General features: G+C 58.0%; 26 protein-coding genes, 1 tRNA gene and 1 pseudogene. 14 read left to right on the top strand and 14 right to left on the bottom strand.

Going from position 1 to position 22351, the window contains the following annotated elements:
• Window positions 1-245, top strand: a pseudogene (locus tag AC1DV6_RS10450) (IS21 family transposase); the annotation flags it as partial.
• Between the two features lie 138 nt (window positions 246-383).
• Here the strand turns inward: AC1DV6_RS10450 and AC1DV6_RS10445 are convergent.
• On the bottom strand, window positions 384-737 hold the full coding sequence (locus AC1DV6_RS10445; RefSeq protein WP_477977393.1) for a hypothetical protein: 354 nt from the start codon (window positions 735-737) through the stop codon (window positions 384-386).
• Window positions 738-1361: 624 nt separating this feature from the next.
• On the opposite strand from AC1DV6_RS10445, the gene AC1DV6_RS10440 reads away from it, so the two are divergent.
• Window positions 1362-1529: a hypothetical protein gene (locus tag AC1DV6_RS10440; protein WP_477977392.1), complete on the top strand. Its 168-nt coding sequence runs from the start codon at window positions 1362-1364 to the stop codon at window positions 1527-1529.
• 19 nt (window positions 1530-1548) lie between these two features.
• Here the strand turns inward: AC1DV6_RS10440 and AC1DV6_RS10435 are convergent, their stop codons facing one another.
• From AC1DV6_RS10435 to AC1DV6_RS10425, 3 genes are all read right to left on the bottom strand, one after another.
• Window positions 1549-1842, bottom strand: a complete 294-nt coding sequence (locus tag AC1DV6_RS10435) for a helix-turn-helix domain-containing protein (RefSeq protein ID WP_477977391.1) — start codon at window positions 1840-1842, stop codon at window positions 1549-1551.
• Window positions 1835-2146: a transcriptional regulator gene (locus tag AC1DV6_RS10430; RefSeq protein ID WP_477977390.1), complete on the bottom strand. Its 312-nt coding sequence runs from the start codon at window positions 2144-2146 to the stop codon at window positions 1835-1837. Before AC1DV6_RS10430 ends, AC1DV6_RS10435 begins: the two co-directional genes overlap by 8 nt.
• Window positions 2147-2590: 444 nt before the next feature.
• Window positions 2591-2680, bottom strand: a tRNA-Ser gene (locus AC1DV6_RS10425).
• A 45-nt stretch (window positions 2681-2725) separates the two neighbouring features.
• On the opposite strand from AC1DV6_RS10425, the gene AC1DV6_RS10420 reads away from it, so the two are divergent.
• Genes AC1DV6_RS10420 through AC1DV6_RS10410 form a run of 3 tightly spaced genes read left to right on the top strand, consistent with a single transcriptional unit; the run spans window position 2726 to window position 4788 of the window.
• Window positions 2726-3085 (top strand): hypothetical protein, encoded by a 360-nt coding sequence (locus AC1DV6_RS10420; RefSeq protein WP_477977389.1) that lies wholly within the window; start codon window positions 2726-2728, stop codon window positions 3083-3085.
• 36 nt (window positions 3086-3121) lie between these two features.
• Window positions 3122-3445, top strand: a complete 324-nt coding sequence (locus AC1DV6_RS10415) for a helix-turn-helix domain-containing protein (protein ID WP_477977388.1) — start codon at window positions 3122-3124, stop codon at window positions 3443-3445.
• Window positions 3442-4788 (top strand): type II toxin-antitoxin system HipA family toxin, encoded by a 1347-nt coding sequence (locus tag AC1DV6_RS10410; RefSeq protein WP_477977387.1) that lies wholly within the window; start codon window positions 3442-3444, stop codon window positions 4786-4788. The genes AC1DV6_RS10415 and AC1DV6_RS10410 overlap by 4 nt, the downstream gene beginning before the upstream one ends.
• 87 nt (window positions 4789-4875) lie before the next feature.
• On the opposite strand, the gene AC1DV6_RS10405 is transcribed toward AC1DV6_RS10410, so the two are convergent.
• From AC1DV6_RS10405 to AC1DV6_RS10390, 4 genes are all read right to left on the bottom strand, one after another.
• Entirely contained in the window at window positions 4876-6051 is a 1176-nt protein-coding gene (locus AC1DV6_RS10405) for a branched-chain amino acid ABC transporter substrate-binding protein (RefSeq protein WP_477977386.1), read from the bottom strand.
• 126 nt (window positions 6052-6177) lie between these two features.
• Window positions 6178-6447, bottom strand: coding sequence for a hypothetical protein (locus tag AC1DV6_RS10400; RefSeq protein WP_477977385.1), 270 nt, complete (start codon window positions 6445-6447; stop codon window positions 6178-6180).
• Window positions 6444-6884 carry a DNA polymerase III subunit chi gene (locus AC1DV6_RS10395; RefSeq protein ID WP_477977384.1) on the bottom strand — a complete coding sequence of 147 codons (441 nt, stop codon included), beginning with the start codon at window positions 6882-6884 and terminating at the stop codon, window positions 6444-6446. Before AC1DV6_RS10395 ends, AC1DV6_RS10400 begins: the two co-directional genes overlap by 4 nt.
• 10 nt (window positions 6885-6894) lie before the next feature.
• Complete coding sequence (locus tag AC1DV6_RS10390) at window positions 6895-8343, bottom strand: leucyl aminopeptidase (protein WP_477977383.1); 1449 nt, start codon at window positions 8341-8343, stop codon at window positions 6895-6897.
• 24 nt (window positions 8344-8367) lie between these two features.
• Between AC1DV6_RS10390 and lptF the strand changes: the two genes are divergently transcribed.
• Genes lptF through AC1DV6_RS10365 form a run of 5 tightly spaced genes read left to right on the top strand, consistent with a single transcriptional unit; the run spans window position 8368 to window position 13100 of the window.
• Window positions 8368-9462, top strand: a complete 1095-nt coding sequence (gene lptF / locus AC1DV6_RS10385; RefSeq protein WP_477977382.1) for an LPS export ABC transporter permease LptF — start codon at window positions 8368-8370, stop codon at window positions 9460-9462.
• Window positions 9459-10565 (top strand): LPS export ABC transporter permease LptG, encoded by a 1107-nt coding sequence (gene lptG / locus AC1DV6_RS10380; RefSeq protein ID WP_477977381.1) that lies wholly within the window; start codon window positions 9459-9461, stop codon window positions 10563-10565. The genes lptF and lptG overlap by 4 nt, the downstream gene beginning before the upstream one ends.
• On the top strand, window positions 10562-10942 hold the full coding sequence (locus AC1DV6_RS10375) for a sirohydrochlorin chelatase (RefSeq protein ID WP_477977380.1): 381 nt from the start codon (window positions 10562-10564) through the stop codon (window positions 10940-10942). The genes lptG and AC1DV6_RS10375 overlap by 4 nt, the downstream gene beginning before the upstream one ends.
• A 43-nt stretch (window positions 10943-10985) precedes the next feature.
• On the top strand, window positions 10986-11951 hold the full coding sequence (locus tag AC1DV6_RS10370; protein ID WP_477977379.1) for a CysB family HTH-type transcriptional regulator: 966 nt from the start codon (window positions 10986-10988) through the stop codon (window positions 11949-11951).
• A gap of 3 nt (window positions 11952-11954) precedes the next feature.
• Window positions 11955-13100, top strand: a complete 1146-nt coding sequence (locus tag AC1DV6_RS10365; RefSeq protein WP_477977378.1) for a pyridoxal phosphate-dependent aminotransferase — start codon at window positions 11955-11957, stop codon at window positions 13098-13100.
• A gap of 65 nt (window positions 13101-13165) precedes the next feature.
• On the opposite strand, the gene AC1DV6_RS10360 is transcribed toward AC1DV6_RS10365, so the two are convergent.
• From AC1DV6_RS10360 to AC1DV6_RS10345, 4 genes are read right to left on the bottom strand one after another with little or no spacing between them, the layout of a single operon-like run.
• The gene (locus tag AC1DV6_RS10360) at window positions 13166-14137 is read right to left on the bottom strand and encodes a hypothetical protein (RefSeq protein ID WP_477977377.1); all 972 of its coding nucleotides are present in this window, start codon (window positions 14135-14137) and stop codon (window positions 13166-13168) included.
• Window positions 14138-14170: 33 nt separating this feature from the next.
• The gene (locus tag AC1DV6_RS10355) at window positions 14171-15232 is read right to left on the bottom strand and encodes an OmpA family protein (protein WP_477977376.1); all 1062 of its coding nucleotides are present in this window, start codon (window positions 15230-15232) and stop codon (window positions 14171-14173) included.
• Window positions 15233-15276: 44 nt separating this feature from the next.
• Window positions 15277-15918: a hypothetical protein gene (locus AC1DV6_RS10350; RefSeq protein WP_477977375.1), complete on the bottom strand. Its 642-nt coding sequence runs from the start codon at window positions 15916-15918 to the stop codon at window positions 15277-15279.
• Window positions 15911-16681 (bottom strand): CsgG/HfaB family protein, encoded by a 771-nt coding sequence (locus AC1DV6_RS10345; RefSeq protein WP_477977374.1) that lies wholly within the window; start codon window positions 16679-16681, stop codon window positions 15911-15913. Before AC1DV6_RS10345 ends, AC1DV6_RS10350 begins: the two co-directional genes overlap by 8 nt.
• A gap of 180 nt (window positions 16682-16861) precedes the next feature.
• On the opposite strand from AC1DV6_RS10345, the gene AC1DV6_RS10340 reads away from it, so the two are divergent.
• Genes AC1DV6_RS10340 through AC1DV6_RS10325 form a run of 4 tightly spaced genes read left to right on the top strand, consistent with a single transcriptional unit; the run spans window position 16862 to window position 21051 of the window.
• Window positions 16862-19513, top strand: coding sequence for a hypothetical protein (locus AC1DV6_RS10340; RefSeq protein ID WP_477977373.1), 2652 nt, complete (start codon window positions 16862-16864; stop codon window positions 19511-19513).
• An 11-nt stretch (window positions 19514-19524) separates the two neighbouring features.
• Window positions 19525-20142, top strand: coding sequence for a hypothetical protein (locus AC1DV6_RS10335; RefSeq protein WP_477977372.1), 618 nt, complete (start codon window positions 19525-19527; stop codon window positions 20140-20142).
• A 28-nt stretch (window positions 20143-20170) separates the two neighbouring features.
• Window positions 20171-20626: a hypothetical protein gene (locus tag AC1DV6_RS10330; protein ID WP_477977371.1), complete on the top strand. Its 456-nt coding sequence runs from the start codon at window positions 20171-20173 to the stop codon at window positions 20624-20626.
• Between the two features lie 2 nt (window positions 20627-20628).
• On the top strand, window positions 20629-21051 hold the full coding sequence (locus AC1DV6_RS10325; protein WP_477977370.1) for a DUF3617 domain-containing protein: 423 nt from the start codon (window positions 20629-20631) through the stop codon (window positions 21049-21051).
• An 11-nt stretch (window positions 21052-21062) separates the two neighbouring features.
• Here AC1DV6_RS10325 and AC1DV6_RS10320 read toward each other — a convergent pair whose 3' ends face one another.
• Window positions 21063-21635, bottom strand: coding sequence for an ECF-type sigma factor (locus AC1DV6_RS10320; RefSeq protein ID WP_477977369.1), 573 nt, complete (start codon window positions 21633-21635; stop codon window positions 21063-21065).
• Between the two features lie 123 nt (window positions 21636-21758).
• On the bottom strand, window positions 21759-22298 hold the full coding sequence (locus AC1DV6_RS10315) for a hypothetical protein (RefSeq protein ID WP_477977368.1): 540 nt from the start codon (window positions 22296-22298) through the stop codon (window positions 21759-21761).
• Window positions 22299-22351: the final 53 nt, after the last annotated feature.

The following is a 22351-nucleotide window of genomic DNA, read 5'->3' as shown; positions in this document are numbered from 1 at the left end:
CGACATTGAATGTCATCAGACGTTGGGCACTGCGAGAACAGATGTCCATCCGTGAGATTTCCAGGCGTACAGGCCTGGCTCGCAACACCGTGAAGAAGTACCTGCGATCCGACGAGAGTGAGCCTAAGTACGCAAGCCAAACCCGGTCCAGCAAGCTCGATCCCTACGCCGAGAAGCTGGCTTTGTGGCTAGGAATGGAGGTCACGAAATCGCGGAAACAGCGGCGCAATTTGAAGCAACTCCACACAATTCAAGAATAGCTCTGCAAAGACTCAACCCAAAAAGGAGAAGATCAAGAACTTATCCACAACGTGAGCACCATGTGTTCAAAAAGAGTGTGGGTCAAGAATTGATGGAAAGCTTGGGTCAGGCTTCAGCGGAATTCAACATGTCTGAATCTCTTCTAACTCGAATTTAGTTGTGAATGGTGGTGGCAATGCAGGATCAATGACAAAAGGTTGCCTGTTCATGAACCACCAAAACATGGAGCCTCTCTGCTCCAATTCAAACGTGGTTTCCAGTTGCTCCAAATAAAGAACCTCATGCCCGATTGCGCGCCAGTGTGTCGTCTTAATTCCACCCGCAATCAATTCACCGTGGGCCATGAACAGTTTGGCAAATGGGAAAAATGCCCTAAGACTGGTATCTATCCAAGGTAAAAAATCGTCCCCTATTTTTGGCTGATTCGTTGAAGCGTCCAGCCATCGCTGTAAATCCTGTTTTGATAAAAACTGCATTTGTTATCGCTTTACTGACTGACAAAGCTATTGATCTGTGCGCAGGGTAAGGCCTTGACTAATCAAATACTGAACAAGTTTGCGGACAGCACTTGAGAGTTTGGATTCGTCAGCACTAGCGCTTGAATTCTATGAACCCATGTGCGGCTGCCGCAAGCCGACTTCCTTCGTATTGCTGCTGAAGTTGAGCTCTCGATAAGTTTCTCATTGTTCGCCCCCCGCTTTCTTAAAATCGTTGCCAAGAATAGAAAAATGTTTGCGACACATGCAAGAAATGACCTGTGCAACGTGGAGCTCATTGGATATCATGCATTGAATTCACCGCTATTCGCTATTACAGCAAGCGCCCCTTTGTTTGCTATTTGCAATTTAGTGACTTTATTCGCCTTTCGCCAAAAGACATCGTGACTTAGTTTGCGTCAATGGTCCTGACCGCCCGAGGATTTCTACTATTGACAAATTCTCAGCTTGACAACACATGCATTCTTGATCATCTGCGCAACGATATGCATGTCTGCGCTTGCAGGAGCCACCTCAGCTTCACAGCATCGGCGTGCAGCACCTACCCCATTACCAGATCAAACCCGTGATCTGCAGTGACTGTAGATTCGGACCCTCGCCCGCTTGCGTCGCACCTTCCTGATTGATGTCCACGCACGCTTGATGGCCGCAAATCCCGAATCACTGGAGTTGATCACTCCGTCCTTGTTGGCATCCAGCCAACGCACGTCACTCAAGATGTCGCCTGTCTCAGGGAAACCGCTGGCTTTGATGACCTGCACCATGGCATAAGTTACAGCTGCTTGGGGTCTCACGCCGCCAATCGCACCACATCCGGATTTTGCGCAGCAATACGCAGCAAAGTTTTAGCCGCACCAGACGGTTGCGTGCGCCCCTGTTCCCAGTTTTGCAAGGTGCGTATGGAGACCCCCATCAGCGCCGCAAACTGAGACTGCGACATGCCCACTTTGGCGCGCGCTTCTGCGGCGGCAGACAGCGTTACGCGGTGCACCTTGCCTTCGCCTCGCTTGACCTGGCGAATGGACTCCAGCACATCGGCAGCAAAGGCTTGTATTTCCGGATCGAGTTTGGCAGTTTTAGGCATCGTAGGCCTCCTTCCATTGTTTCAATACGCTATTGGGCATGTTGTCGAACTTGGCTTTAGCATAAGTCGCGATCAGCACGATCTCACCTCTGGCCAATCGCGTGAAATAGATAACCCGCGCGCCGCCCCGCTTCCCCATACCACCGCGGCTCCACCGCACTTTGCGTAGACCACCCGCGCTCGGTATGACATCACCCGCTTCCGGATTGCCCGCAATCCAGTCGATCAGCAATTTACGCTCATCATCACCAAACACCTCTGCGGCCATGCGCATGAAGATGGGTGTTTCGATAACTGTTAGCATTTCGGGATTATACGCTTTTAGCGTATATTGCACACCCTAAAAAAGGCCACCGCAAGATGGCCTTTTGGTTGGCAAATGCAGAGCCGCCTTGCGGCACCTCAACCACCCCAGCCGCGCCCAATACACATTGCCACTGTGACCGGCGCCGCGGCGTTGTCGGCAATGAGAGTTCGGCTAAAAATTGCACACCATTTACAACACCGCCGTCGCCTTGCTGATGTTCCAGTTGCGGGTCTTGTTGGTCGCCATTGGATTGGCACACTGAATACTTTAAAACCGCAAAAATTGATCTGTGTAGACGCTAACCCACGAGTTTTCAAGCAAATGGAATATGGGAGCGATAGTCGCAGCAACGTTGAATGTCATCAGAGGCTTGGCCTTGCGAGCTCACTGACTCGAAAAAGAAAAAGCCTGCAACTCTTTCGAGTTGCAGGCTTTTCAATCTGGCGGAGCAGGCGGGATTCGAACCCGCGGTGGGTTTAACCCCACGCACGCTTTCCAGGCGTGTGACTTAAACCGCTCATCCACCGCTCCAGAGCTTTGTATTCTAACCTGAGTTTATGCGTCACTTTCAAACTCGTGAGCTACGAGAATAAAAACGCAACTGAGGCCCTAGCCCGATTACAGAGTCTGTTGAAGAATCTGGTTTCATGGTTGATGTTCCGCCATGGCGGCGTGGTCTTTTCCAGGGCAGCGGATGGACAGAAGAAGGCTTACGCAAGGATTGAATCCATTCCGGCGTGCTACTGTGGCCACTTGAACCTGCCGCCCTTTCAGCGAATGAACATGATCACCAAACAAGCAACTGCGCCGCTGAGCAACCGACCACAGCGATCTGGTGGGCGTGCCAACACTGTTGGCTGGTCGACCATTCCGCACCCAAGGTGGCAGCCTGACGGTGACAACACCACCAAAAAGGCACAGGCGTGGATTTCATAAGATCTGTTAACTTCACTACTCTATATAATAGATTTTATGAGCGCTATTAAATCGGTTTTTGAATTAATGGATCTCCCCGATCTGGCCGAGGACATCGGCCAGAACCTCAAACTCGCTCGCGCGGCCAAGGGGTGGCGCCAGGAAGACCTGTCGAAGGCCAGCGGCGCGAGTCTCCAAGCTATCAAAAATTTGGAGGGTGGCGGAAACGTTGAGTTCATTACTTTTCTGAAAGCTACGATGGCGTTGGGAATGGGGCGCGCAGTGTGGGAGGGTTGCAAGCCGGCACCACAGACGCTCGATGAACTCGAGCGCGTCGAACGCGCCAGGATTGAGTCTGCGAGAGTAAGGCTGAAGAGATGACGAAACAGGCCGCCCCGATAAAGCAGCCGCGCTTGCAAGTATTCCTGGACCACGGCCGAGGATCCAGCATGGTTGTGGGGGAGTGCGTCTGGGTATCAAGCAGTCGAATTGCGGCTTTTGAGTGGAGCCAGGAGGCACTCGACTCGGGCTTAGAACTATCGCCTTTGATGATGCCAAGCGGGCCTGGCATTGCGTACGCCAAACATGAGCCGTTCTCGGGAATTCACCCTTTGTTCGCCGATTCGATACCAGACGGTTTCGGCTTGCGCTTAATGAATAGGGGACTCGGCGACGCTGGATATGCCCTTGAAAAGGTCAACCCTTTGCATAGGCTCGCTTGGATTGGCGAGCGTGGTGTAGGCGCATTGACCTACAAACCAGTGATGGACGCAAATGTCGAACCACTACTGACAACCATCTTCGAGGCTGCTACCTTGGCCGCTCGCGCCGAGGCACAAAACCTCAAGGATATTCCAAGGCCAGCCATACGTGCGGGCGGATCAGCTCTAGGAGCGCGACCTAAGTTTTGGGCCTCCATCGGTCCAGACAAAGCCACGGTCATCCTTGGCGACCAGCCAAAGGTTCCTATTGGCTTCGTGCCGAGCCTTTTGAAGTTTGCACCTTCTAGAGGAGATAAGAATGAGCCGTTCCTAGAAGCGGCCTGTCTAGAGTTGGCCAATAAGTACGGGGTCAAGGCCRCTCGCGGGCAACTGCTGACCCACCCCAGCGGGGCCGCGCTCGCGGTGGAGAGATTTGACCGCCTGCCCTCGGGCGAGCGTATTCATACTCAAAGTGTCGCAGCCATGCTGGGCCTCAACTTCCGCGAGCCAAGCCTCGACTATGCATCTCTTGCCAAGCTTGCTCAAAAGGTCGGCGGAGCGTCTGACCTGGAGCAGCTCTACCGCCAGCTTTGCTTCAATGTGGCACTTTCCATGAGAGACGATCACACCAAGAATTTTGCCTTCTGTATGGATGCCGCTGGCCAATGGTCTCTTTCTCCGGCATTCGATTTGTGCCCCTCCACAGGATTCGGACATACCCACGAGCACACGACTACCGTTAATGGGAAAGGGACGAACATCAGCCGCGGCGATCTGGTGGCGTTTGCAACCTCTCTGGCGCTTCCACCCCAACTGGCTCAGGAAGGTATCGACAACGCCCGTGCGGCGGCAACAGAGTTTGCAGCTCTCGCCGTCAACCTTGGAGCAACTAAAACGAAGTCAAAAGAGTGGGCCAATGCCTTCAAAGCGATTGACGCACACCTAAAGTCAGGAATGGTCCCAGTTTCCGCCCAACCAAGAGCTCCAGTGAAGCCCAAGAAAAAAAACGACCTCGCGCGGTAACGCCACATCGTGCATGTTCGAAAAAAAAAAGGCGCCCGAAGGCGCCCTTTTCTTGCAATGCAGCTTTCGCTGCAAGGCCTATCCGTCTTAGCGGATCACAGCCAGAACTTCCAGCTTGCCAGCGCGAACGGTCTTCAGTGTCAAAGCACCGTTCTTGACGTCACCCTTTTCGTCAAAGGAGATGGGGCCAGTCACACCCTTGTAGTCTGTAGTGGCAGCCAACACGGGCAGGTACTTGGCTGGGTCGGAAGAACCGGCCTTGACCATCGCGGCAACCATGATCTTGACGGAGTCATAAACGTAGGGTGCGTAAACTTGCACGTCTGCGTTGAACTTGGCCTTGAACTTGGTCTTGAACTCTTCCATACCAGCCTTGGCTTCGCCTTCGACGCCACCGGCTTCCGCGCAGAACACTTGGTCGTCAGCAATCGCGTCGCCACCGAGCTTGACCAGTTCTGTAGAGCAGATGCCGTCGCCGCCCATGAACTTGGACTTGATGCCCAGCGACTTCATTTGCTTCAGCATGGGGCCGGCAACAGCGTCCATACCGCCGAAGAACACGATATCGGGCTTCTTGCCCTTGATTGTGGTCAGGATCGAGTTGAAGTCAGTTGCCTTGTCAGTTGTAAATTCTTTCGCAACGACCTTGCCGCCAGCGGCTTCGACAGACTTGATGAACTCTTCAGCAACGCCTTGGCCGTAGGCTGTACGGTCGTCGATCACGGCGATGGCTTTGCCCTTCAGGGTGCCAACAGCGTACTTGCCCAGCGTGCCGCCCAATTGGGTGTCATCGGCCACAACGCGGAAGGCAGTCTTGAAGCCTTGGCGTGTGTACTTGGGGTTGGTTGCGGAAGGAGAGATTTGGGGGATGCCAGCATCGCTGTAAATCTTGGATGCAGGGATGGTGGTACCGGAATTCAGGTGACCGACCACGCCGGCGACTTTGGAGTCAACCAGCTTTTGCGCAACTGCAGTGCCTTGCTTTGGATCGCCAGCATCATCTTCAGCCACCAGTTCCAGCGTAACCTTGTTGCCGCCAATGGTGACACCAGCTGTATTCAGCTCTTCGATGGCCATACGGGCACCGTTTTCATTGTCTTTACCCAGGTGGGCGATAGCGCCGCTGGTAGGGCCAACGTGGCCGATCTTGATAACTGCAGCAGCAGGCGCTGCAGGAGCTGCTGCAGGCGCAGCTGCTTCTTCCTTCTTTCCGCAAGCGACCAACAGGGTTGCCGCAGCCAACACTGTCAGAGTACTTTTCATAGTGAATTGCATAGAAACTCCAAAAATAAAAACAAAGAAAAAACAGCGTGAATTAATTTATTCCACACCCAACACAATAACCGGTTTTGAGACAACGAGAAACAGGTTCGCTACGGAAGAATGAAATTATTCGCCTTCGCGCAACGCCTGTTTCACTGCATCGGCTATTGCCAGTTGCATTTCGTCACGTAAGCCTTCCAGCACGTTCTGTGCCTGGGCTTTGATCAGTGCTTCCATCCGCTCGGCCATACGGGCTTCCAGCAGTGTCATTGCGCGCTGGGTCAGGTCCAGCACAGGGTCGGCACCGGCCTTGGGCGGCTGCGCCTCGGCCGGGATCAACTGCACCACTTCGGTGAGCGTTGGCAGAAAGCGTGCGCTGGGCTTGGCCGTGCTCATGCTCTTGCCCCCTTGGCAACCAGGTCGTGCCGGGTAATGGCATAGCCCTGTTGCGTGTATTGCTTCCAGCGCTGGCGGCCCTGATTGCGGTCTTCGTCATCTACGCTGACAACATCAATCACCCGGTCGAAAGCCTCGAACCCTGCCGGTATCGTGGCACCCAGATTGACGAGCACCTGGCGCGCAGTGCCAGCTTGCACAACGTCCTGTACCAACACAACTGCTGATCGATCTTTGGTACTTTGCGGCGCTTGGGCGCCGCAGTGGGATACGAAATCTGTGGGACTCAGGGCCCACAGTTCCGCGTCGAGCTGTTCTTGCGCCTGCACATCGGCGACCACGACCACGCGCGCGCCACTGGCCGCCGCCTTGCGCAGCAGGCGGCAGGCGTAGGCCAGCTTGTCCGTGGCTCCAAAATGAAAGGCGATCTGTGTCATCGCCTTGGGGTTACTTGGTGCCGGCGCGGGCCAGCAGGAACTCAACCAGCAGACCGACCGGACGGCCGGTAGCGCCCTTGGCCGCGCCGCTCTTCCAGCCAGAACCGGCGATGTCCAGATGGGCCCAGTCGAACTTTTCGGTGAAGCGCTGCAGGAACTTGGCTGCACTGATCGCGCCCCCTGCCCGTCCGCCCACATTGGCCACATCGGCAAAGTTGGTTTTCAGGCCCTCGGCGTATTCGTCATCCAGAGGCATGCGCCAGCACAGGTCTTGCGCGGTGTCACCAGCATCCGACAAGTCCTTGGCCAACGAGTCCTTGGGGGTGAACAGGCCACTGCGCACGCCGCCCAATGCGATCACGCAGGCGCCGGTCAAGGTGGCGATGTCCACGACCGATTCCGGCTTGAAACGCTCGGCATAGGTCAACGCGTCGCACAAGATCAAACGGCCTTCGGCATCTGTGTTCAGGATTTCAATGGTCTGGCCGCTCATGCTGGTGACCACATCACCCGGCTTGACGGCTTTGCCGTTGATCAGGTTTTCGCAGGAAGGGATCAGGCCGACCACATTGATATTGGGTTTGAGCAGCGCCAGTGTCTTGAAAGTGCCCAGCACGCTGGCAGCGCCAGACATGTCGAACTTCATCTCGTCCATTTCGGGAGCCGGCTTGATGGAAATACCGCCGCAATCGAACGTAATGCCCTTGCCGACGATGACGGACGGCGCCTTGCTCTTGGCGGCGCCGTTGTAGCGCAGAACGATGAAGCGCAGGGGTTCATCGGAACCCTGAGCGACGGCCATGAAGGAGCCCATGCCCAGCTTGGCGACTTCCTTGGGGCCAAGCACCTCACAGCTGAATTTGGCCTGCTTGGCAACCAGTGCCTGTGCCGCTTTGCCCAGCAAGGTGGGGGTGGCGTGGTTGGCCGGGCGATTCGCCCATTCTTTCGCCACTTCAATACCGGCAACGATGGCAACCGTGCGGTCAAATGTCGCTTGCAGCTCGCTCGCGTTGGGCGCTGCAATGGTGACTTTCTGCACCGTGCGGCCTTCCGGCTTGCTCTTGGTGTGGGTGAAAACGTAGCTGCTGTCTGCCACCGCCAGCACTGCTGCGCGGACTGCGGCCTCAACGGCCGGACCGGCAAATGCCACAACCAGCTTCTTCAGCGAATCGCTCTTGATACCGCCAAAAGCTGCGCCGATGGCCGTGCGAACCTGCTTGGCTGTCCCCTCGCCGATGCCGACCAGCACGACGCGCGTGGCACTGGCTTGCACCGGACGGTACAGTGTCAGTGACTTGCCGGGCTTGGTTTCGAGGTCACCGGCCTTGATGGTTTGGGCCACCAGTGCGGACAGATCATCCTTGCTGGCCTTGAAAGATTGGGGTACCAGGACAATCAATGCATCACATTTTTCATCCGCTGCACCAACGAGACTGGAAGATTTGAGTTCAAAGTTCATAATTCGGTCTTTCCTTATCCTCCAATGTTATTCCATTCCTCCATCCGAAAAGAACTAGCGCGCAGTTTTGGCGCAACTTTGGTGGTGCTGGTGACGGTCGTGATGACCATGACCCTGATACGCACCGTGGGTGACGCATCTCGCGGCACCTTCGACCCCACCGACGTGATGATCATCATGGGCTACACCGTGCTGTCGCAGATGCCCATCATTCTTGCTGGCAGTCTGTTCATCGCGATATTGAATGTGCTGACCCGGATGTTTCGTGACAGCGAAATGGTGATCTGGTTTGGCAGCGGGCGCGGTCTGGCCTCGCTGATCAAGCCCCTCCTGCAATTCGCCTGGCCTATCCTGGTCGTCGTCCTGACGCTGGCGCTTTTGATTCTGCCCTGGGCTTTTGGCCGCATCGAAGACCTGCGTGACCGCTTTGAAAAACGAGGCGACATTGCCCGTATCGAGCCGGGCCAATTCCAGGAATCCGCCAACGGTGACCGGGTTTTCTTTATCGAAAAAGATACTTCAAACAAGCAGGCCGGCAGCAATGTCTTTATCGCAACCACCGAACAGGGCAAGGAAACGGTTACGAGTGCCAAATCCGGGCACCTGGAGACCATTGGCCAGGACCGCTTTCTAGTTCTGAAAAACGGGCAGCGCCTGGAAAAAAACACCGGGAAGGCGGACTTGAACATCAGCACGTATGAGTCCTACGGTGTGCGGGTCGGTGCAGACGATCCTTCTGCACGCAGCTACATACCGGTCAATGCCATTGGCACGATGGATCTGCTGCAACAGCCTGTCCCGAAACACCTGGCCGAGCTATCGTGGCGCATTGGCGTTACGCTGGCGTCACTCAATTTCGTGCTGATTGCGCTCGCCATTGCCGGCGTCAATCCCCGTGTGGGCCGCACGGCCAACCTGGGTTTGGCATTTCTGGTCTTCGTGGTCTACGTCAATATTCTGGAGGTCGGTAAAAGCTGGATTGCGAACGGCCAGACCACGTTTGTCATATTCATGCTGACCCTGCATGGCGGCGCACTCTTGCTGGGATTGGCATGGCTGGCCAAGCGGCACAACAACTGGGATGCCCTGCGGTTCTGGCCTGGAAAGCGCACCCCATGAAAACCCTCCGCAAACTCTTTTACGGTGAAGTCGTTACCGCGGTCACGCTGGTGACGCTGGGCTTTATCGCGCTGTTCTATTTCTTCGACTTTGCCGAAGAACTGCAACAGGTCGGCCACTTCAGCGCCATTGGCTACAAGGTGCCGCAGGCCATGCTGTTTGTCGGACTGATGATTCCCAGCCATGTCTACGAGCTGTTTCCGATCACGGTGCTGATAGGCACTATCTTTGTGATGGCCCGTTTTGCGCAAAGCTCCGAGTTCACTATCTTGCGTACCAGTGGCCTGGGACCATGGCGCGCGTTGCGTACGCTGGTGTTTCTCGGTGTGGGCTTTGCGGTTTTCACCTTTGCGATTGGCGACTACATTGCGCCGCTGGGCAGCCGTACCGCGCAGATGCTCAAGTCCCAGTTCCAGGGGCGCATGACGGTGGGAAAGACCGGCGCATGGCTCAAGGAAAAGCAGGCCTACGGCAGCTATTCGGTCAACGTCGGCGCGCTGTCGCCCGACGGCAATATGAAGAATGTGCGCATCTTCGAATTCGACAACCAGGGCGCACTGGTCTCGCTGACGCAGGCGGCCGTGGCCAAGTTTGGTGAGCACGAGGACTGGCAGCTTGAGAAGGTGGATCGCACCGAATTCACCAGCATGGATGCACAAGGTAACCGTGTGGACCGTGCCCGGGTAGACACTTTCCGCTGGCCCACCCAGATCAGCGCCGAAATGGTCGCCGCTGCGGTCAATCGGCCAGAGCGCATGAGCACTATCGATTTATTCCAGTACATCCAACACCTGAATGCCAACGCCCAGTCGGCGCAAAAGTACGAAGTGCAGTTCTGGAAAAAGGTGTTCTACCCACTGAGTTGCGTGGTGATGGTCGTGCTGGCCCTGCCCTTTGCCTATCTGCATTTCCGCTCTGGCTCGATCGCCAGCTATGTGTTTGGTGGCGTGATGGCGGGTATCAGCTTCGTGCTGCTCAACAATATTCTGGGTGACCTGGGCACGCTGCGCGGTTGGCTGCCCTGGGTCACTGCGGCGCTACCGGGCTTGATCTATTCATTGATATCGCTCTCCGCATTTTCCTGGCTGGTGTTGCGACGATGAGTGGAGCAAAGCCCGCATTGGTGTTGTTTGCCCACGGTTCGCGCGACCCGCTGTGGCACCTGCCCATGCAGGCCGTGGCGCAAGCGGTTTTGGCCGCCAACCCCGATGCATTGGTCGCCTGCGCTTACCTTGAACTCAGCACGCCCGACCTGTCGGCCGCAGTCGATCAGCTCATGGCGCAGGGCGCAACTGACATTAGCGTCCTGCCGCTCTTTCTAGGCGTAGGCAAACATGCGCGGGAAGACTTGCCCCGATTGGTCGACGCGCTGCAAGAGCAGTATCCGCAGGTTACTTTCACGCTGAAAACCGCTGTTGGAGAAGACCCACGCTTGATTTCATTGCTGGCAAATATGGGACGGGAAGCACTCAATCCATAGACTTCTGCGGCATAATGAACTTCATCTTTAGTTGAAATTCGATATGAACCTGCACCAGTTTCGCTTTGTTCAAGAGGCTGCGCGACGCAACCTCAATCTGACCGAAGCCGCCAAAGCCCTGCACACCTCACAACCCGGTGTCTCCAAAGCCATCATCGAGCTGGAGGAAGAACTCGGCATCGATATCTTTGCCCGCCACGGCAAACGCCTCAAGCGCATCACCGAACCCGGCCAGCACGTGCTGCGCAGCATTGAGCTGATCCTGCGTGAAGTCGGCAACCTCAAGCGCATCGGCGAGCAATACAGCGCCGAAGACAGCGGCACGCTATCCATCGCCACTACCCACACACAAGCCCGCTACGTGCTACCGCCAAAGGTGGCCGAGCTACGCACCGCCTATCCCAAGGTCAATATCAGCCTGCACCAGGGCTCGCCCGACCAGGTCGCGCGCATGCTGATCGACGAGGTGGCCGAAATCGGCATCGCCACTGAGTCCTTGGTGGACTACTCCGAACTGGTCACCCTGCCCTGCTACGAATGGCAGCACGTGCTGGTATTGCCAGCCGACCACCCGCTGGCGCAGAAAGAACGCATCACATTGGAAGATGTGGCGCTGGAACCGCTGATCACCTACCACCCGTCGTTCACGGGCCGAACCAAGATCGACACCGCCTTTGCGACCCGCAAGCTGACACCGCGCATTGCACTGGAAGCGATTGATTCCGACGTGATCAAGACCTATGTGCGCCTGGGGCTGGGCGTGGGCATCGCGGCCGAAATGGCGGTGTCTGACATCGTCGAAGACTGCGAGAAAAACGGCGGCAAGGGTGGCCTGGTGGTGCGCCCCGCTGGCGCGCTGTTCGGCCAGAACGTGGCCCGCGTCGCTTTCAAGCGCAGCGCGTATTTGCGCAATTTCGTTTACACCTTTGCCGAACTGCTCAGCACCCGCCTGAACCGCAACCTGATTGCCCGGGCGATGGAAGGGCATGTTAGCGACTATGAGCTCTAAGTCATGGGGCCGCTGACTTCGAAGCTGCCGCAAGTCGGCACCACTATCTTCACCGTGATGTCGGCGCTGGCCGCCGAACACAAGGCTGTCAATCTGGGCCAGGGCTTTCCGGACTTTGGCGCGGACCCTGCGCTCTTGGATTGCGTGACCCGCGCGATGCAGGACGGCCACAACCAGTACCCACCAATGACCGGCGTGCCCGCATTGCGCGAGGCCATTGCCAGCAAAATAGAAACGATTCACGCCCGCCAGTACAACGCCGCAACCGAAATCACCATCACTGCCGGAGCGACGCAAGGCATCCTGACCGCCATTCTTGCGGTGGTGCATGCGGGTGATGAAGTCATCGTGCTGGAGCCGTGCTACGACAGCTATGTGCCCAATATCGAACTGGCAGGCGGCGTGGCCGTTCGCGTGCCACTGACCCCCGGCACGTTTCGCCCCGACTTCGCAAAGATCGGCGCGGCCATCACGCCCCGCACCCGGGCGCTGATCATCAATACACCGCACAACCCCAGCGCCACGGTGTGGCCGCGCGAAGACATGCTGACGCTGCAGGGGCTGCTGGCCCCTACCAACGTCTTACTGATCAGCGACGAGGTCTACGAACACATGGTGTTTGACGATGCGCAGCACGAGAGCGTTGCGCGCTATCCTGGCCTCGCTGAGCGCGCCTTTATCGTTTCCAGTTTCGGCAAGACCTTCCATGTGACTGGCTGGAAAGTCGGCACCATCGCCGCGCCCGCCGCGTTGACAGCCGAGTTCCGCAAGGTGCACCAGTTCAATGTGTTCACGGTCAACACGCCGATGCAGCACGCACTGGCGAACTACATGGCCAACCCCGCGCCCTACCTGGACTTGCCCGCGTTTTACCAGCGCAAACGCGATCTGTTTCGCGAAGGGCTGGCCACTACCAAGCTGCGCTTGCTGCCCAGCCAAGGCAGCTATTTCCAGTGCGTGGATATCTCCGCCGTGTCGGACTTGAGCGAAGCCGAGTTCTGCCAATGGCTCACCCGGGAGATTGGCGTCGCGGCGATTCCGTTGTCCGCCTTTTACGGCGACGGCTTCGACCAGCGGGTGGTGCGCTTCTGTTTTGCGAAGCAGGATGCGACCTTGCGCGAAGCCATTCGCCGCCTGCAGTCGCTATAAAAACAGGAGCTGCTCACGCACATTCTGCGGGCATTTCAGGCATATTTCACTCTAATTTCAAACGATCACTTGATACATGACCCTTTCAGTTCCAACTGACGCTGAAGGCCATTCGCGTCACGGAATGTGAAGTAGGCTATTTCTTGTGTGCAGTATTTCGCGGGTACAAAGGTAATGGTGAAGCTCGCCTTTTCACCCGATGCTGCGCCGTTCAAGCTAAGGGCGGTTTCCCCCAAAATGAATTGGTCAAACTTGCCGTGGCCATCGCTAATTTTGGCCCCGCCGAAGTGGGACAGCACTCGCGTTCCGGCAGGGTATTGCGTTGCCACGCGCAGGGTCTTTCTAGCGCCACTGTTCACGTAGCCAAAATCCAGCGTCTCAGAAACCACCGCGACGCCCACCGGAGGCTTATTGCCCATTTGGGCCTGCATACCGGTGCCTGTGACGCCTCCCGGTGATGGCATGGCTACATACGTTGCTTTGCCGATACCTTTCAGTGCGGCCTTGTATCGATCTCCGTTGGGGAACATCACTTCCAGCAATGCCGCACGAGGTCCCTCTGCACTGGCACGAAAGGCGACCGTACAGCGGAATGAGTAAATGACGCTAGTAAAAGCGGGCTGATTGATCCAACTACATTCCGCCGGTGTTACCGAAAAATCCTTGGCCTGACCGCCAGTGATCCGGATGCTTGATGGTGCGCTCTCATCAGGCGCTTTGCCGGTGTAACCGCCCATGAACAGCACAATGGACTGTTTTTGCTCCGCATTCTGCGGTTGGATACCAAAGTCTGCGGTGACCATCGCCTCCGCAGGCGCAACAGGTATTTTGCGAGCGTCAGTTTGCATTGGGGGGGTGAGCCCACCCGCTGCTGGCGGGGCCAGGTTGGCAGGTGCCGAACCGTTGTTGGGTCGCAGTTGGGTGGGTCTGTTATTGATTAGCTGGCCATTTGCGTGTTGCGCCAGCAGTGTGCAACCGAGCGTGGCAACGAGCAGGCTGGGTGCCAGTGTGGCATTGGATAACGTGAAGCGGGACATGTATTTCTCCTCTCGAATGGCGGCTATTGCGCTTTACTGCAACACCAGTTCAACGCGCCGGTTCTTGGCCTTGCCCGCTTCATCACCGTTGCTGGCCACAGGCGCTAGGCTGGCCACGCCGTTGGCGGTGAGACGGTCACGGGCAATGCCGTAGGTGCCAGCCAGCGCCGCCACTACGGCTTCCGCACGGCGTTTGCTCAGATCGATATTGCCGTTCAGCGTGCCCGCGTTGTCGGTATGGCCCACCACATGCAGCTTCAGGCGCGTTTGCTGCTTCAACAGCGTGCCGATTTGCTCCAGCGACGCGCGGCTTTCGGGCTTGATATCTGCCTTGGCCGTGTCAAACAAGATGCCGTAGACCGCGACCTTGCCGCTGGCGTCCAGGCTCTTGCCCATCTCGCTGGCGGACAGGGCTTCCATCGCCTGCTCGCGCGCTTTGGGGTCCACCTTTACCACCATGATGCTGGTGCGCTTCTGGTACTCAGCTTCGTCGCAATACGCCGACAGGATGCCAGGCCGCCATGCCGCGACCGCAACCGTGGAACCCGTCGCAGGGTTGTCCAACAGCGCGTAGCGGAAGTCGCCGATGTTGGCGCCATTACCGCAAGCTGCCGGGCTGTTGTCCCCGATGTTGGCCCAGTACGCTCCCGACACCAGCGTAGAAATAAAGTAGCCCTTGGTTATCCAGTCGGCGCTACCGCAGGCTTCACCCGTGCACTCATACGTGGCCTTGTAGCCAGCAGCCTTCAAATCCTGCTGGTAGTTGCGCACCACCTCCAGCGCAGACTTTCCAGCCGGCGTCAGGTACTGCAACATGGTGCGCTGGCCCGCGCGGTCCTGGCTGCGTGAGATCACGGCCTGCTCATCCTTGTACATCACCTTGCCCACCGGAAACTTCACCTCGTCGTAGGCCACGTCGTCGCGGTAGGTCAGCACCGAGCCGGTGTAGCGCTTGAGTCCAGCGGGGTCGGTCAGCCCTTTCAGGTCTTTGGTGGGTACGGGGTGGTCGGCCAGGGCCAGTGCGCTGGCGGCCAGCAGCACAACGCCGATAGCAGTGCGTGCCAATGTCTGCGGTATGTGTGAGCGAGAAGTCATGGTGTTCACCTTAAAAAATGGATAGAAAAGCCGGACGCGGAAATTCAGTAATGCGGCAACTGCGAGGGCGGCGCGCCAGGGACAGTGCCGTCACTCCGTAGGGGTGGTTGTGCGGGGCGCGGCGCGTACATGAAGCGCACGGTGATGAAAGGGTCGAGCAGGAAGTCATTGGCCACGCGGTTGCCCTGGCGCCCCAAAACGCGGTAGCGCTCGGTGCGCGGGTCATACATACTGTCCACACCCTCCGCGCTCTGGTACAGGTGCACATAGATGCGGGCTGCGCGGGTGCCCCAGCCTTGCGTGGATGAAAGGTACAGAGCCCCTTCAAAGTTGCCCGGCGCGAGTTCGCGTAACGAGTATTCCGTGCGCTCTGAGTCCAGTTGCACATCCACGTCATTGCCGGCCACGGTCTTTAGTTCTTGCTGGCTCAGCAGCGCCGCCACCGGGCGCGAAAACGCTTCTATCCAGCAGCAACGCCAGCCTTCCTGCAATTTCGCTTGCGGCACCTTGATATTGATGCGGTAACTGGCATGCGGCATGTAAGGCACGAACCCCTCGCGCCGCACCGACACCTGCAGTGGCTCACGGTCTGCGGTCTGCGCCATGCTGGTGCCCAGCGTGGCCAGCAACGCCATCCCCAACAGGCCGCGCAACAGGGAGTTGCTGTGGCGGCGCATGTTAGTCATCCACCCATTCATTCGAGCGCTGGGCCAGCTCAAAGATAGCCTGCTCGATCAGCGCGCGCATCGCCCGGTCCATGCCCTCTTTGCGGGCCGACTGGAAGGACGCATCCGGCGTCATGCCCTGCAGGTCCTGCCCCTTGTTGGCGGCGATGGTTTCCACCAGGCTGCCGATGCCGCTCACGCTGGTCTGGGTAGATGCGACTTCCTTGCGTACGTTAATCGCGTCCAGCACCTCGCCACTTCCGACCGACAGCACACGCACGTCCATGCCAATCTCGTCTTTGGAGCTGCCGCCACCCAGTTGCAAGCCTCCAATCGAGAAGCCCCCCGCGTTGCTGGACTTGCCGGCGGCGGCTTCCGAAAAGGTCGCCTCAAAAATCACATTCGCGCCCTTGATTTGCCGCGTGGCGCTGGTGCCGCTGGTCACGCCGGTCTGGTTCATCTCGCGTTCGCGCGCCACGCCGTTGGCAATCTTGTTGCGCTCCAAAACGCGGAACTGCTTGCTCTTGATCAAGGCCGTGGTGAACATGGCCGTGGCCGCACGGGCATCGATCTCGGACACGTTGGACGTCACCTCATAGACCGTCACCATGGGCCGCGCGGCCAGCGCCACGGCTGGCAAGCTTCCCAACTTCTTGGTGGTGGACGACCGGTCCGACACCGGGTCTTTGCCCTCGGCATGGAGCGCCGCGCTGCTCAGGCAGCACAGCGTCAAGACAGTTATGGCCTTAGCAATGTTGAAAGCACTTTGGGGTTTGGCAAACATGAAAGCTCCTGATGTGGGGTTGCGGGAGGCTTGGTTCTTAAGCCTGCTTAGTGGTTAAGACGCAGTCGCACAGCAGATTGCGACAAGCCCACCAAGAAATCTTTTTGGAATGGGTTGTCGCAAACCAAGGTCAGCCGGCGTCTTAGTGACTAGACACCCTCACCTTTTCAGGAGACCCACGTGAACCTGCACCACCAACCTGCCCCGCACGGCGCCCGAAAACCCCTTCTCTATCTGCTGGGGGCGCTCATCCCACTGCTGATGGCGGCGCCCGCCCATGCCGGTCTCAAGGATGCGGCGGAAAAGGGCTGGGCTTGCCTGAAGGCCAATGGCAAAGCCATAAAGCACGCTGCAACCAATGGCGCCAGCGTATTGGAATTCATTGCCACCAAGCCGGTATGTGTGGGCCAACTGGTCACACCCCCGCCCGCCATTCCCCAGATTGCCATGGGCATCACGGTTGGCATTGCAACACAGCAGAAGCTCAACACCTATGACAGTTGCTCCAAAGGCATTTACGGTTTTGTCGCCAACCCGATCCTTGGTGAAGTCAAGGCCGCGCTGAACAAGGCGCCCAACCTGCCCTCACCGCTTGACTCACTCAAAGGCGGACTGGTCAATCTGACCGCAGAAAACGCCGTGGACTTGCTGACCAGCATCCCCGGCACCGAAATAGTCACCGGCGGTATCGACTGCGGCTGCGGATTGGTTGACGCCGGTCTCAGGCCAGAGGTCGTGAAGGAGATTTACGAAGACACCGTGGCGGTCGCAAAACAATGTACCGGGTTTCTGGAAGAACTCGGCCCGCTGGGCAAGGGTATCGTTGTCGTGGGCGGCGCAGTTGTCACCGGCTATGTCGATGTGATCAAGGACCCGCAGCACATGCCCGTGGGCACCTATTACCAACGATTCTGGGAGCCCTATGTGGAGTCGGTAGCGCTGGGCCTGTCTGCCACGCCGCCACGAGACGTCTGGACGGCGACGGTGAAGCCAATCTATGACAACTGTGTCCAATACTTCGACAGCCATAACCAGTACCAGAGTACCGCTGTCCTAACCTGCGATGGCATGCGCGACGGCACGCGTGACTTTGTTGGTGGGGGTTTTACCCGCGCCGTCTACAACCGCACCTGGGACCTGCTGACGCCGAACGCAGCGGAGTATTACGGCCGCTACCTGGTGAAGCAACAAACTGACTTGGCCCGCGCCGCAGGCCTGAACGATGTGGTCATCCAGGCGATGGCAAAGCGTTTGTTCCGCGACTTTGGTCTGGACGCACGCGGCAACGCCAAGCGCAATGACCGCGGCGATGTGGCGTGGGCCGCAGGCTCGCTCGGGGAAAAAACCCGCAATGCCAAAAGCACACAGTTTTCGGGCGGCGACCCTAAGCGCCGAGCCAGTGAACTGCCAAACCGCGACACCGTGCTGGACGCGCTGATCGCCAAGGTCTACAACAACAGTGCCACAGTGAAGACCGTCATCGGCTGGCAAAATGCCTACCCTGCCATCATGGCCGCCAAGTGCACGATGCCGCCGCGTGTCCGCATACCTGGTGTATCCAATGCGGCTCCATCCGGTATCCCGACGACCACCCTCACCTGCGCCGACCAGACCCTGCCCACCGCAACGCGGCAAGCCGCCAGCATCGCCTGCAACAACCTGGCCGCTGGGCTCAAAAATGAACTCAACCTCGTATGCCCCAGTTCTGCGGACCTGAGTAAACAGGAGCTCACTATTGGAGGCGCCACCTACAACGGCAGGGTCATCCTGGTACGCGGCCTGCTGCGTTACAACGATGACGGGGTGCTGCAGTACGCCGACCCGGCCTCGGGCATCCAAAACTTCACCGCGACGTTTGGCATCGTTCCCATGAGGGCCGATTGGGTCAATGGCGTGATGGGACCGCAAAAAGGTTCCCAGAAGACCATGCATTTCCTGGTGCAGATCACTCCGCCAGCAGGCTTCAAGTCGTCCACACCCGGCAAGCTGATTGTCAACGGCACCCAAGCCAACTTTGACAGCGATAACTTCAACGTAGTCGCCTCGAACGAGCCGCCCTTGCCAATGATGGATGGCGTAACGCTGGCTGCGCCCCCTCCCCGCGCCGACATGCTGTGCCACACCGCAGAATGCAAGGAAGAACTGATCCGAATGGCCGCCACGTGCAAGCAGCAGTTCGCCGATTTCGCCAAAAACCCTGCCAACCAAAGCGGTGACACGCATACCCTGTCGCCGGCAAAGTCCAAGGAACAGGCCGCCATCCTCAGCGCCTGTGACGAGAAGATGAAGGCCATCGCCCGCGCCAGCGTGGCGGCTGGCAACACCCAACCGGTAGGGATCGGTGTTGGCGGCCGAGTGCCTGGAACACGGATCACCCCGGGCGGCAGCACGCCCGTCGTGGCCCCGCCAGTGATTACATCGCCGGTGCCAACAGTTCCTATGGTTCCGATGGTTCCGATGGTTCCCGCAGTGGTAGCCCCACCAGTGGCAGCTCCAGTCATTGCTGCTCCCATCGTTGTCGCTCCGGTAGCCCCGCCTGTTATCCGCCAGTCCATTCCCGCGATACGTCCCCCACTGGTTGTGGCTCCACCTGCGACAGGCCAATTACGCCCGGGTGGAATGGGCAACAGCCAACTCGGGGGATCTATGGGCTCTTCCAACCTCGGTGGTGGCCTGGGCGGCGGTACGGGTCTAACACGACCCGTGCCACCAGGATGCACGGCCCAGGTCAATAGCCCCGGCAGCTATGTCTGCAATGACGCGACCGCAGTGGCGCGCTGTGAGCAAGCATCACGCGGCCAGGCCACGTGCACATTGCGCCCTGGGCGCTAATCGGAGGACCTATGGATGCTTACATCAGCGTCGGGCGTTGTCAGACCAGCGGACATCTGCGCGCTGTGGGCACGCTCCTTGTATTGGGGGTGCTATCCGCCACGGCGGCATATGCGCAAGGGCTCTCCGCTGCGCCGCCCCTTTTGCCCGCGTCATCGCCAATGCTGCCGCGGGTTGTCAACCAGGCTCCTGTATCTGCGCTGGGCGCACCGGGACGGTCGTCCGCGCTGCCGTCATCCAATGGTGCATTTGGCGGAGCTGCAACCGGACTCGGTACCCTGACCGCGCCCACCGCAACCCTGCGTCAGCCAGGCAAGTCGGACGGGCAGTCACCCAATACACCCGGTCTGCCGGGCGGTGCTCCCGCAGGCGCGGCAGCTACGGTAGTGACCTTGCCTGCGTTCACGATGACCGGCATGGGTTACGCAGCCCCCCAAGCGGGTAACACCAACCCTGGCGCTGGCCCCGGTCCTAACCCAGGTCCATTCACCGCACAAACCGTCACCTTGCCTGCATTCACGATGACTGGCACTGGCTATACCCCACCTATGGGCGGCACTTCCGCAAATTCATTTACGCCCCAGACAGTCACCTTGCCTACCTTCACCATGACCGGCATGGGCCATTAATTTTCTAAACCGTATTCAGGAGATTCACATGAAAAAAGCAATTCGTCTCATGCTGCCATGCGCTCTGTTGTCCTGCACCGTTGGCGCCCATGCGCAAACGCTATTCACATTCAACATTCCGGTGGATGTGCACGACATACCGGCCGCGTTTACGTCGATCAAAATTGGTTGCATATTGACAGGGGTGAGCTCGGTGACTTTTAAACCAGAAGGCGCGGCAGACATACCATTTTCGATCATTCCACTAGTGGAAGGCAAAGTAAAAAGGACCGTCTCCTTCACTATCGACAAGAAAGACTTGCTGCCAAACTATCAGGCAAACCCCGCTCTTGCTACGGTAGTGGAATGCAACTTCAGCTTCCTAATCCCAGGTAACAACTCCACCAGTTATGTGCCTGGTTATGCGCTAGCCGCCTTCAAACCAGGCACACCACTTAATTACAGATCAAGCGTCAACCTTGCCGCCTTGCGGGGGAAAAACTGAAAATGAAATCCATCCACTCCACCATTGCCGCCCTCACTGCCCTCGCCGCGTGTTTGGCTGCACCCCTGGCCCAGGCCCAAAACCTAAAACCCGGCCAATACGAATACACCACCAAAACCGAAATGTTCGGTATGTCCATTCCTGTCAGCTTCAAGCAGTGCGTGACGGACAAGGACGTAGCGTCCAACAAGGCCTATGTGAATCAGCAGGGCGTAGAGGGTTGCACGCCGCCTGTGGTGCAACGCAAAGGCAGTGCAATCACCATCAAATACAACTGCACCAACCCCAAGATGACCGGCGAAGGCCAAGGCACGGTCACAGAAGACACATTCACGATGGACATGCGCGTGACCCAGCACGACATGGGCGGCAATGTGATGAAAACCGCGTTGACCGCGAAGCGGCTAGGCGACTGCGCTAAGTAGCAGGCTGCGGCTTAGGCCGTGTCCTCAATCAGGCTTTCCAGCCAGGCCTTGGCCTTTACCCAGTCGCGGTCTACGGTGCGGGTGGAAACACCCAGCAGCTTGGCAATGTCGGCGACGGTCAAGCCGGCAAAGTAGCGCAATTCCACCAGCTCGTAGAGCCCCAGATCCAGCGTGCGCAATTGCTCCAACGCTGTGTCCAGCAAAAACCAGTTGTCGCGTCCTTCGGTGGCAATCGAATCGGCCTGCGACAGCGTGACATGCACCAGATCACCGCCCCGCTTTTCCGCCTGGTTGGCACGCAGGTGGTCCAGCACCACCGAGCGCAGCACCTTGCCCACATAGGCAAAAAACTGGGCGCGTGATTCGCCGGCCATACCGGTGCGCTCCACCATGCGCAAGAACCCCTCGTTCACCAGTCCGGTGGTGTTCAGGCTGGTGACACCGCCCACGGCATACAGGCGCGAATGCGCCAAGCGTTTGATTTCGGGGTAGAGCAATGCATAGAGCCGCGCCGCCGCGCTTTGGTCACCGGCGCGTATCTCTTGCAACAGTTGTGCAATCTGTTCGGCAGAATCCGTGGGCATCAAAGTGGGAGTCCTCGCTGTGGCGTGCTCGGGTGCTCAGGCGCACTTGCACTGTGCGCGGCAGTTTAAGCCACAACGAGGCCACAACGAGTGGGACCCCGCCCAGGGGTCTGTAAGCAAGCGTTACAGCTGGCGGTCTTCGGCCTTGAAGGTGCCGCCAGTAATCGTCATCTTGGCCTTTGTCTTGACTTCCATCAGCTCGAAGCTGAACGTGCCTTCAATCACCTTGCCTTTAACCGAGGTGATCTCCAGCTGGTTTTTGCCGTCGACCATCCGGTACTCCGCTTCCGGGTCGCCAAAAGGCTTCCTGCTGACGCCTTTGGTGAAGCTGACTTCACAGCTGCGGCTGCCCGATTTGGCAAACGTGAATTTGACCGGCTTGCCGTCATAGTCGTTGCAGTTGATCGAGAGCTTGTCCGACAGCGTCTTGGGTGGTGGATAGGCCGCCCCGCCCTTGGTGCTTGCCATCAGGTTGAGTACGCCCTTTCTTGGGATCAGGTACATGATGCCGCTGTCATCGCTCTCAAACACTTTGCCGTCGATAGTGGCGCTCAGGCGCTGGGGCGTATCTGCCTGGGCGGCCAGTGGCAGGCCGAGGCCCATGGTGATGATTGCCAGCGTCAGTGCGCTGGCGCTGCGTGAAGAAGTTGGTGATTTCTGCATGTTGCTCCTTGGGTGGTTGGGTTGCATTGGATAAGACGCGGTGCGGGCGCCGT

This window comes from Rhodoferax sp. P2_H8_2 (assembly GCF_056403235.1).
This window is presented reverse-complemented; position numbering and strand designations above follow the sequence as displayed.

Excerpts from the sequence above, each read along its gene's own strand:
- AC1DV6_RS10445 (WP_477977393.1), bottom strand. The coding sequence starts at position 737 with ATGCAGTTTTTATCAAAACAGGATTTACAGCGATGGCTGGACGCTTCA.
- AC1DV6_RS10435 (WP_477977391.1), bottom strand. The coding sequence starts at position 1,842 with ATGCCTAAAACTGCCAAACTCGATCCGGAAATACAAGCCTTTGCTGCC.
- AC1DV6_RS10430 (WP_477977390.1), bottom strand. The coding sequence starts at position 2,146 with ATGCTAACAGTTATCGAAACACCCATCTTCATGCGCATGGCCGCAGAG.
- AC1DV6_RS10415 (WP_477977388.1), top strand. The coding sequence starts at position 3,122 with ATGAGCGCTATTAAATCGGTTTTTGAATTAATGGATCTCCCCGATCTG.
- AC1DV6_RS10405 (WP_477977386.1), bottom strand. The coding sequence starts at position 6,051 with ATGAAAAGTACTCTGACAGTGTTGGCTGCGGCAACCCTGTTGGTCGCT.
- AC1DV6_RS10400 (WP_477977385.1), bottom strand. The coding sequence starts at position 6,447 with ATGAGCACGGCCAAGCCCAGCGCACGCTTTCTGCCAACGCTCACCGAA.
- AC1DV6_RS10395 (WP_477977384.1), bottom strand. The coding sequence starts at position 6,884 with ATGACACAGATCGCCTTTCATTTTGGAGCCACGGACAAGCTGGCCTAC.
- AC1DV6_RS10390 (WP_477977383.1), bottom strand. The coding sequence starts at position 8,343 with ATGAACTTTGAACTCAAATCTTCCAGTCTCGTTGGTGCAGCGGATGAA.
- lptF (WP_477977382.1), top strand. The coding sequence starts at position 8,368 with ATGTTATTCCATTCCTCCATCCGAAAAGAACTAGCGCGCAGTTTTGGC.
- lptG (WP_477977381.1), top strand. The coding sequence starts at position 9,459 with ATGAAAACCCTCCGCAAACTCTTTTACGGTGAAGTCGTTACCGCGGTC.
- AC1DV6_RS10375 (WP_477977380.1), top strand. The coding sequence starts at position 10,562 with ATGAGTGGAGCAAAGCCCGCATTGGTGTTGTTTGCCCACGGTTCGCGC.
- AC1DV6_RS10370 (WP_477977379.1), top strand. The coding sequence starts at position 10,986 with ATGAACCTGCACCAGTTTCGCTTTGTTCAAGAGGCTGCGCGACGCAAC.
- AC1DV6_RS10365 (WP_477977378.1), top strand. The coding sequence starts at position 11,955 with ATGGGGCCGCTGACTTCGAAGCTGCCGCAAGTCGGCACCACTATCTTC.
- AC1DV6_RS10360 (WP_477977377.1), bottom strand. The coding sequence starts at position 14,137 with ATGTCCCGCTTCACGTTATCCAATGCCACACTGGCACCCAGCCTGCTC.
- AC1DV6_RS10355 (WP_477977376.1), bottom strand. The coding sequence starts at position 15,232 with ATGACTTCTCGCTCACACATACCGCAGACATTGGCACGCACTGCTATC.
- AC1DV6_RS10350 (WP_477977375.1), bottom strand. The coding sequence starts at position 15,918 with ATGACTAACATGCGCCGCCACAGCAACTCCCTGTTGCGCGGCCTGTTG.
- AC1DV6_RS10345 (WP_477977374.1), bottom strand. The coding sequence starts at position 16,681 with ATGTTTGCCAAACCCCAAAGTGCTTTCAACATTGCTAAGGCCATAACT.
- AC1DV6_RS10335 (WP_477977372.1), top strand. The coding sequence starts at position 19,525 with ATGGATGCTTACATCAGCGTCGGGCGTTGTCAGACCAGCGGACATCTG.
- AC1DV6_RS10330 (WP_477977371.1), top strand. The coding sequence starts at position 20,171 with ATGAAAAAAGCAATTCGTCTCATGCTGCCATGCGCTCTGTTGTCCTGC.
- AC1DV6_RS10325 (WP_477977370.1), top strand. The coding sequence starts at position 20,629 with ATGAAATCCATCCACTCCACCATTGCCGCCCTCACTGCCCTCGCCGCG.
- AC1DV6_RS10320 (WP_477977369.1), bottom strand. The coding sequence starts at position 21,635 with ATGCCCACGGATTCTGCCGAACAGATTGCACAACTGTTGCAAGAGATA.
- AC1DV6_RS10315 (WP_477977368.1), bottom strand. The coding sequence starts at position 22,298 with ATGCAGAAATCACCAACTTCTTCACGCAGCGCCAGCGCACTGACGCTG.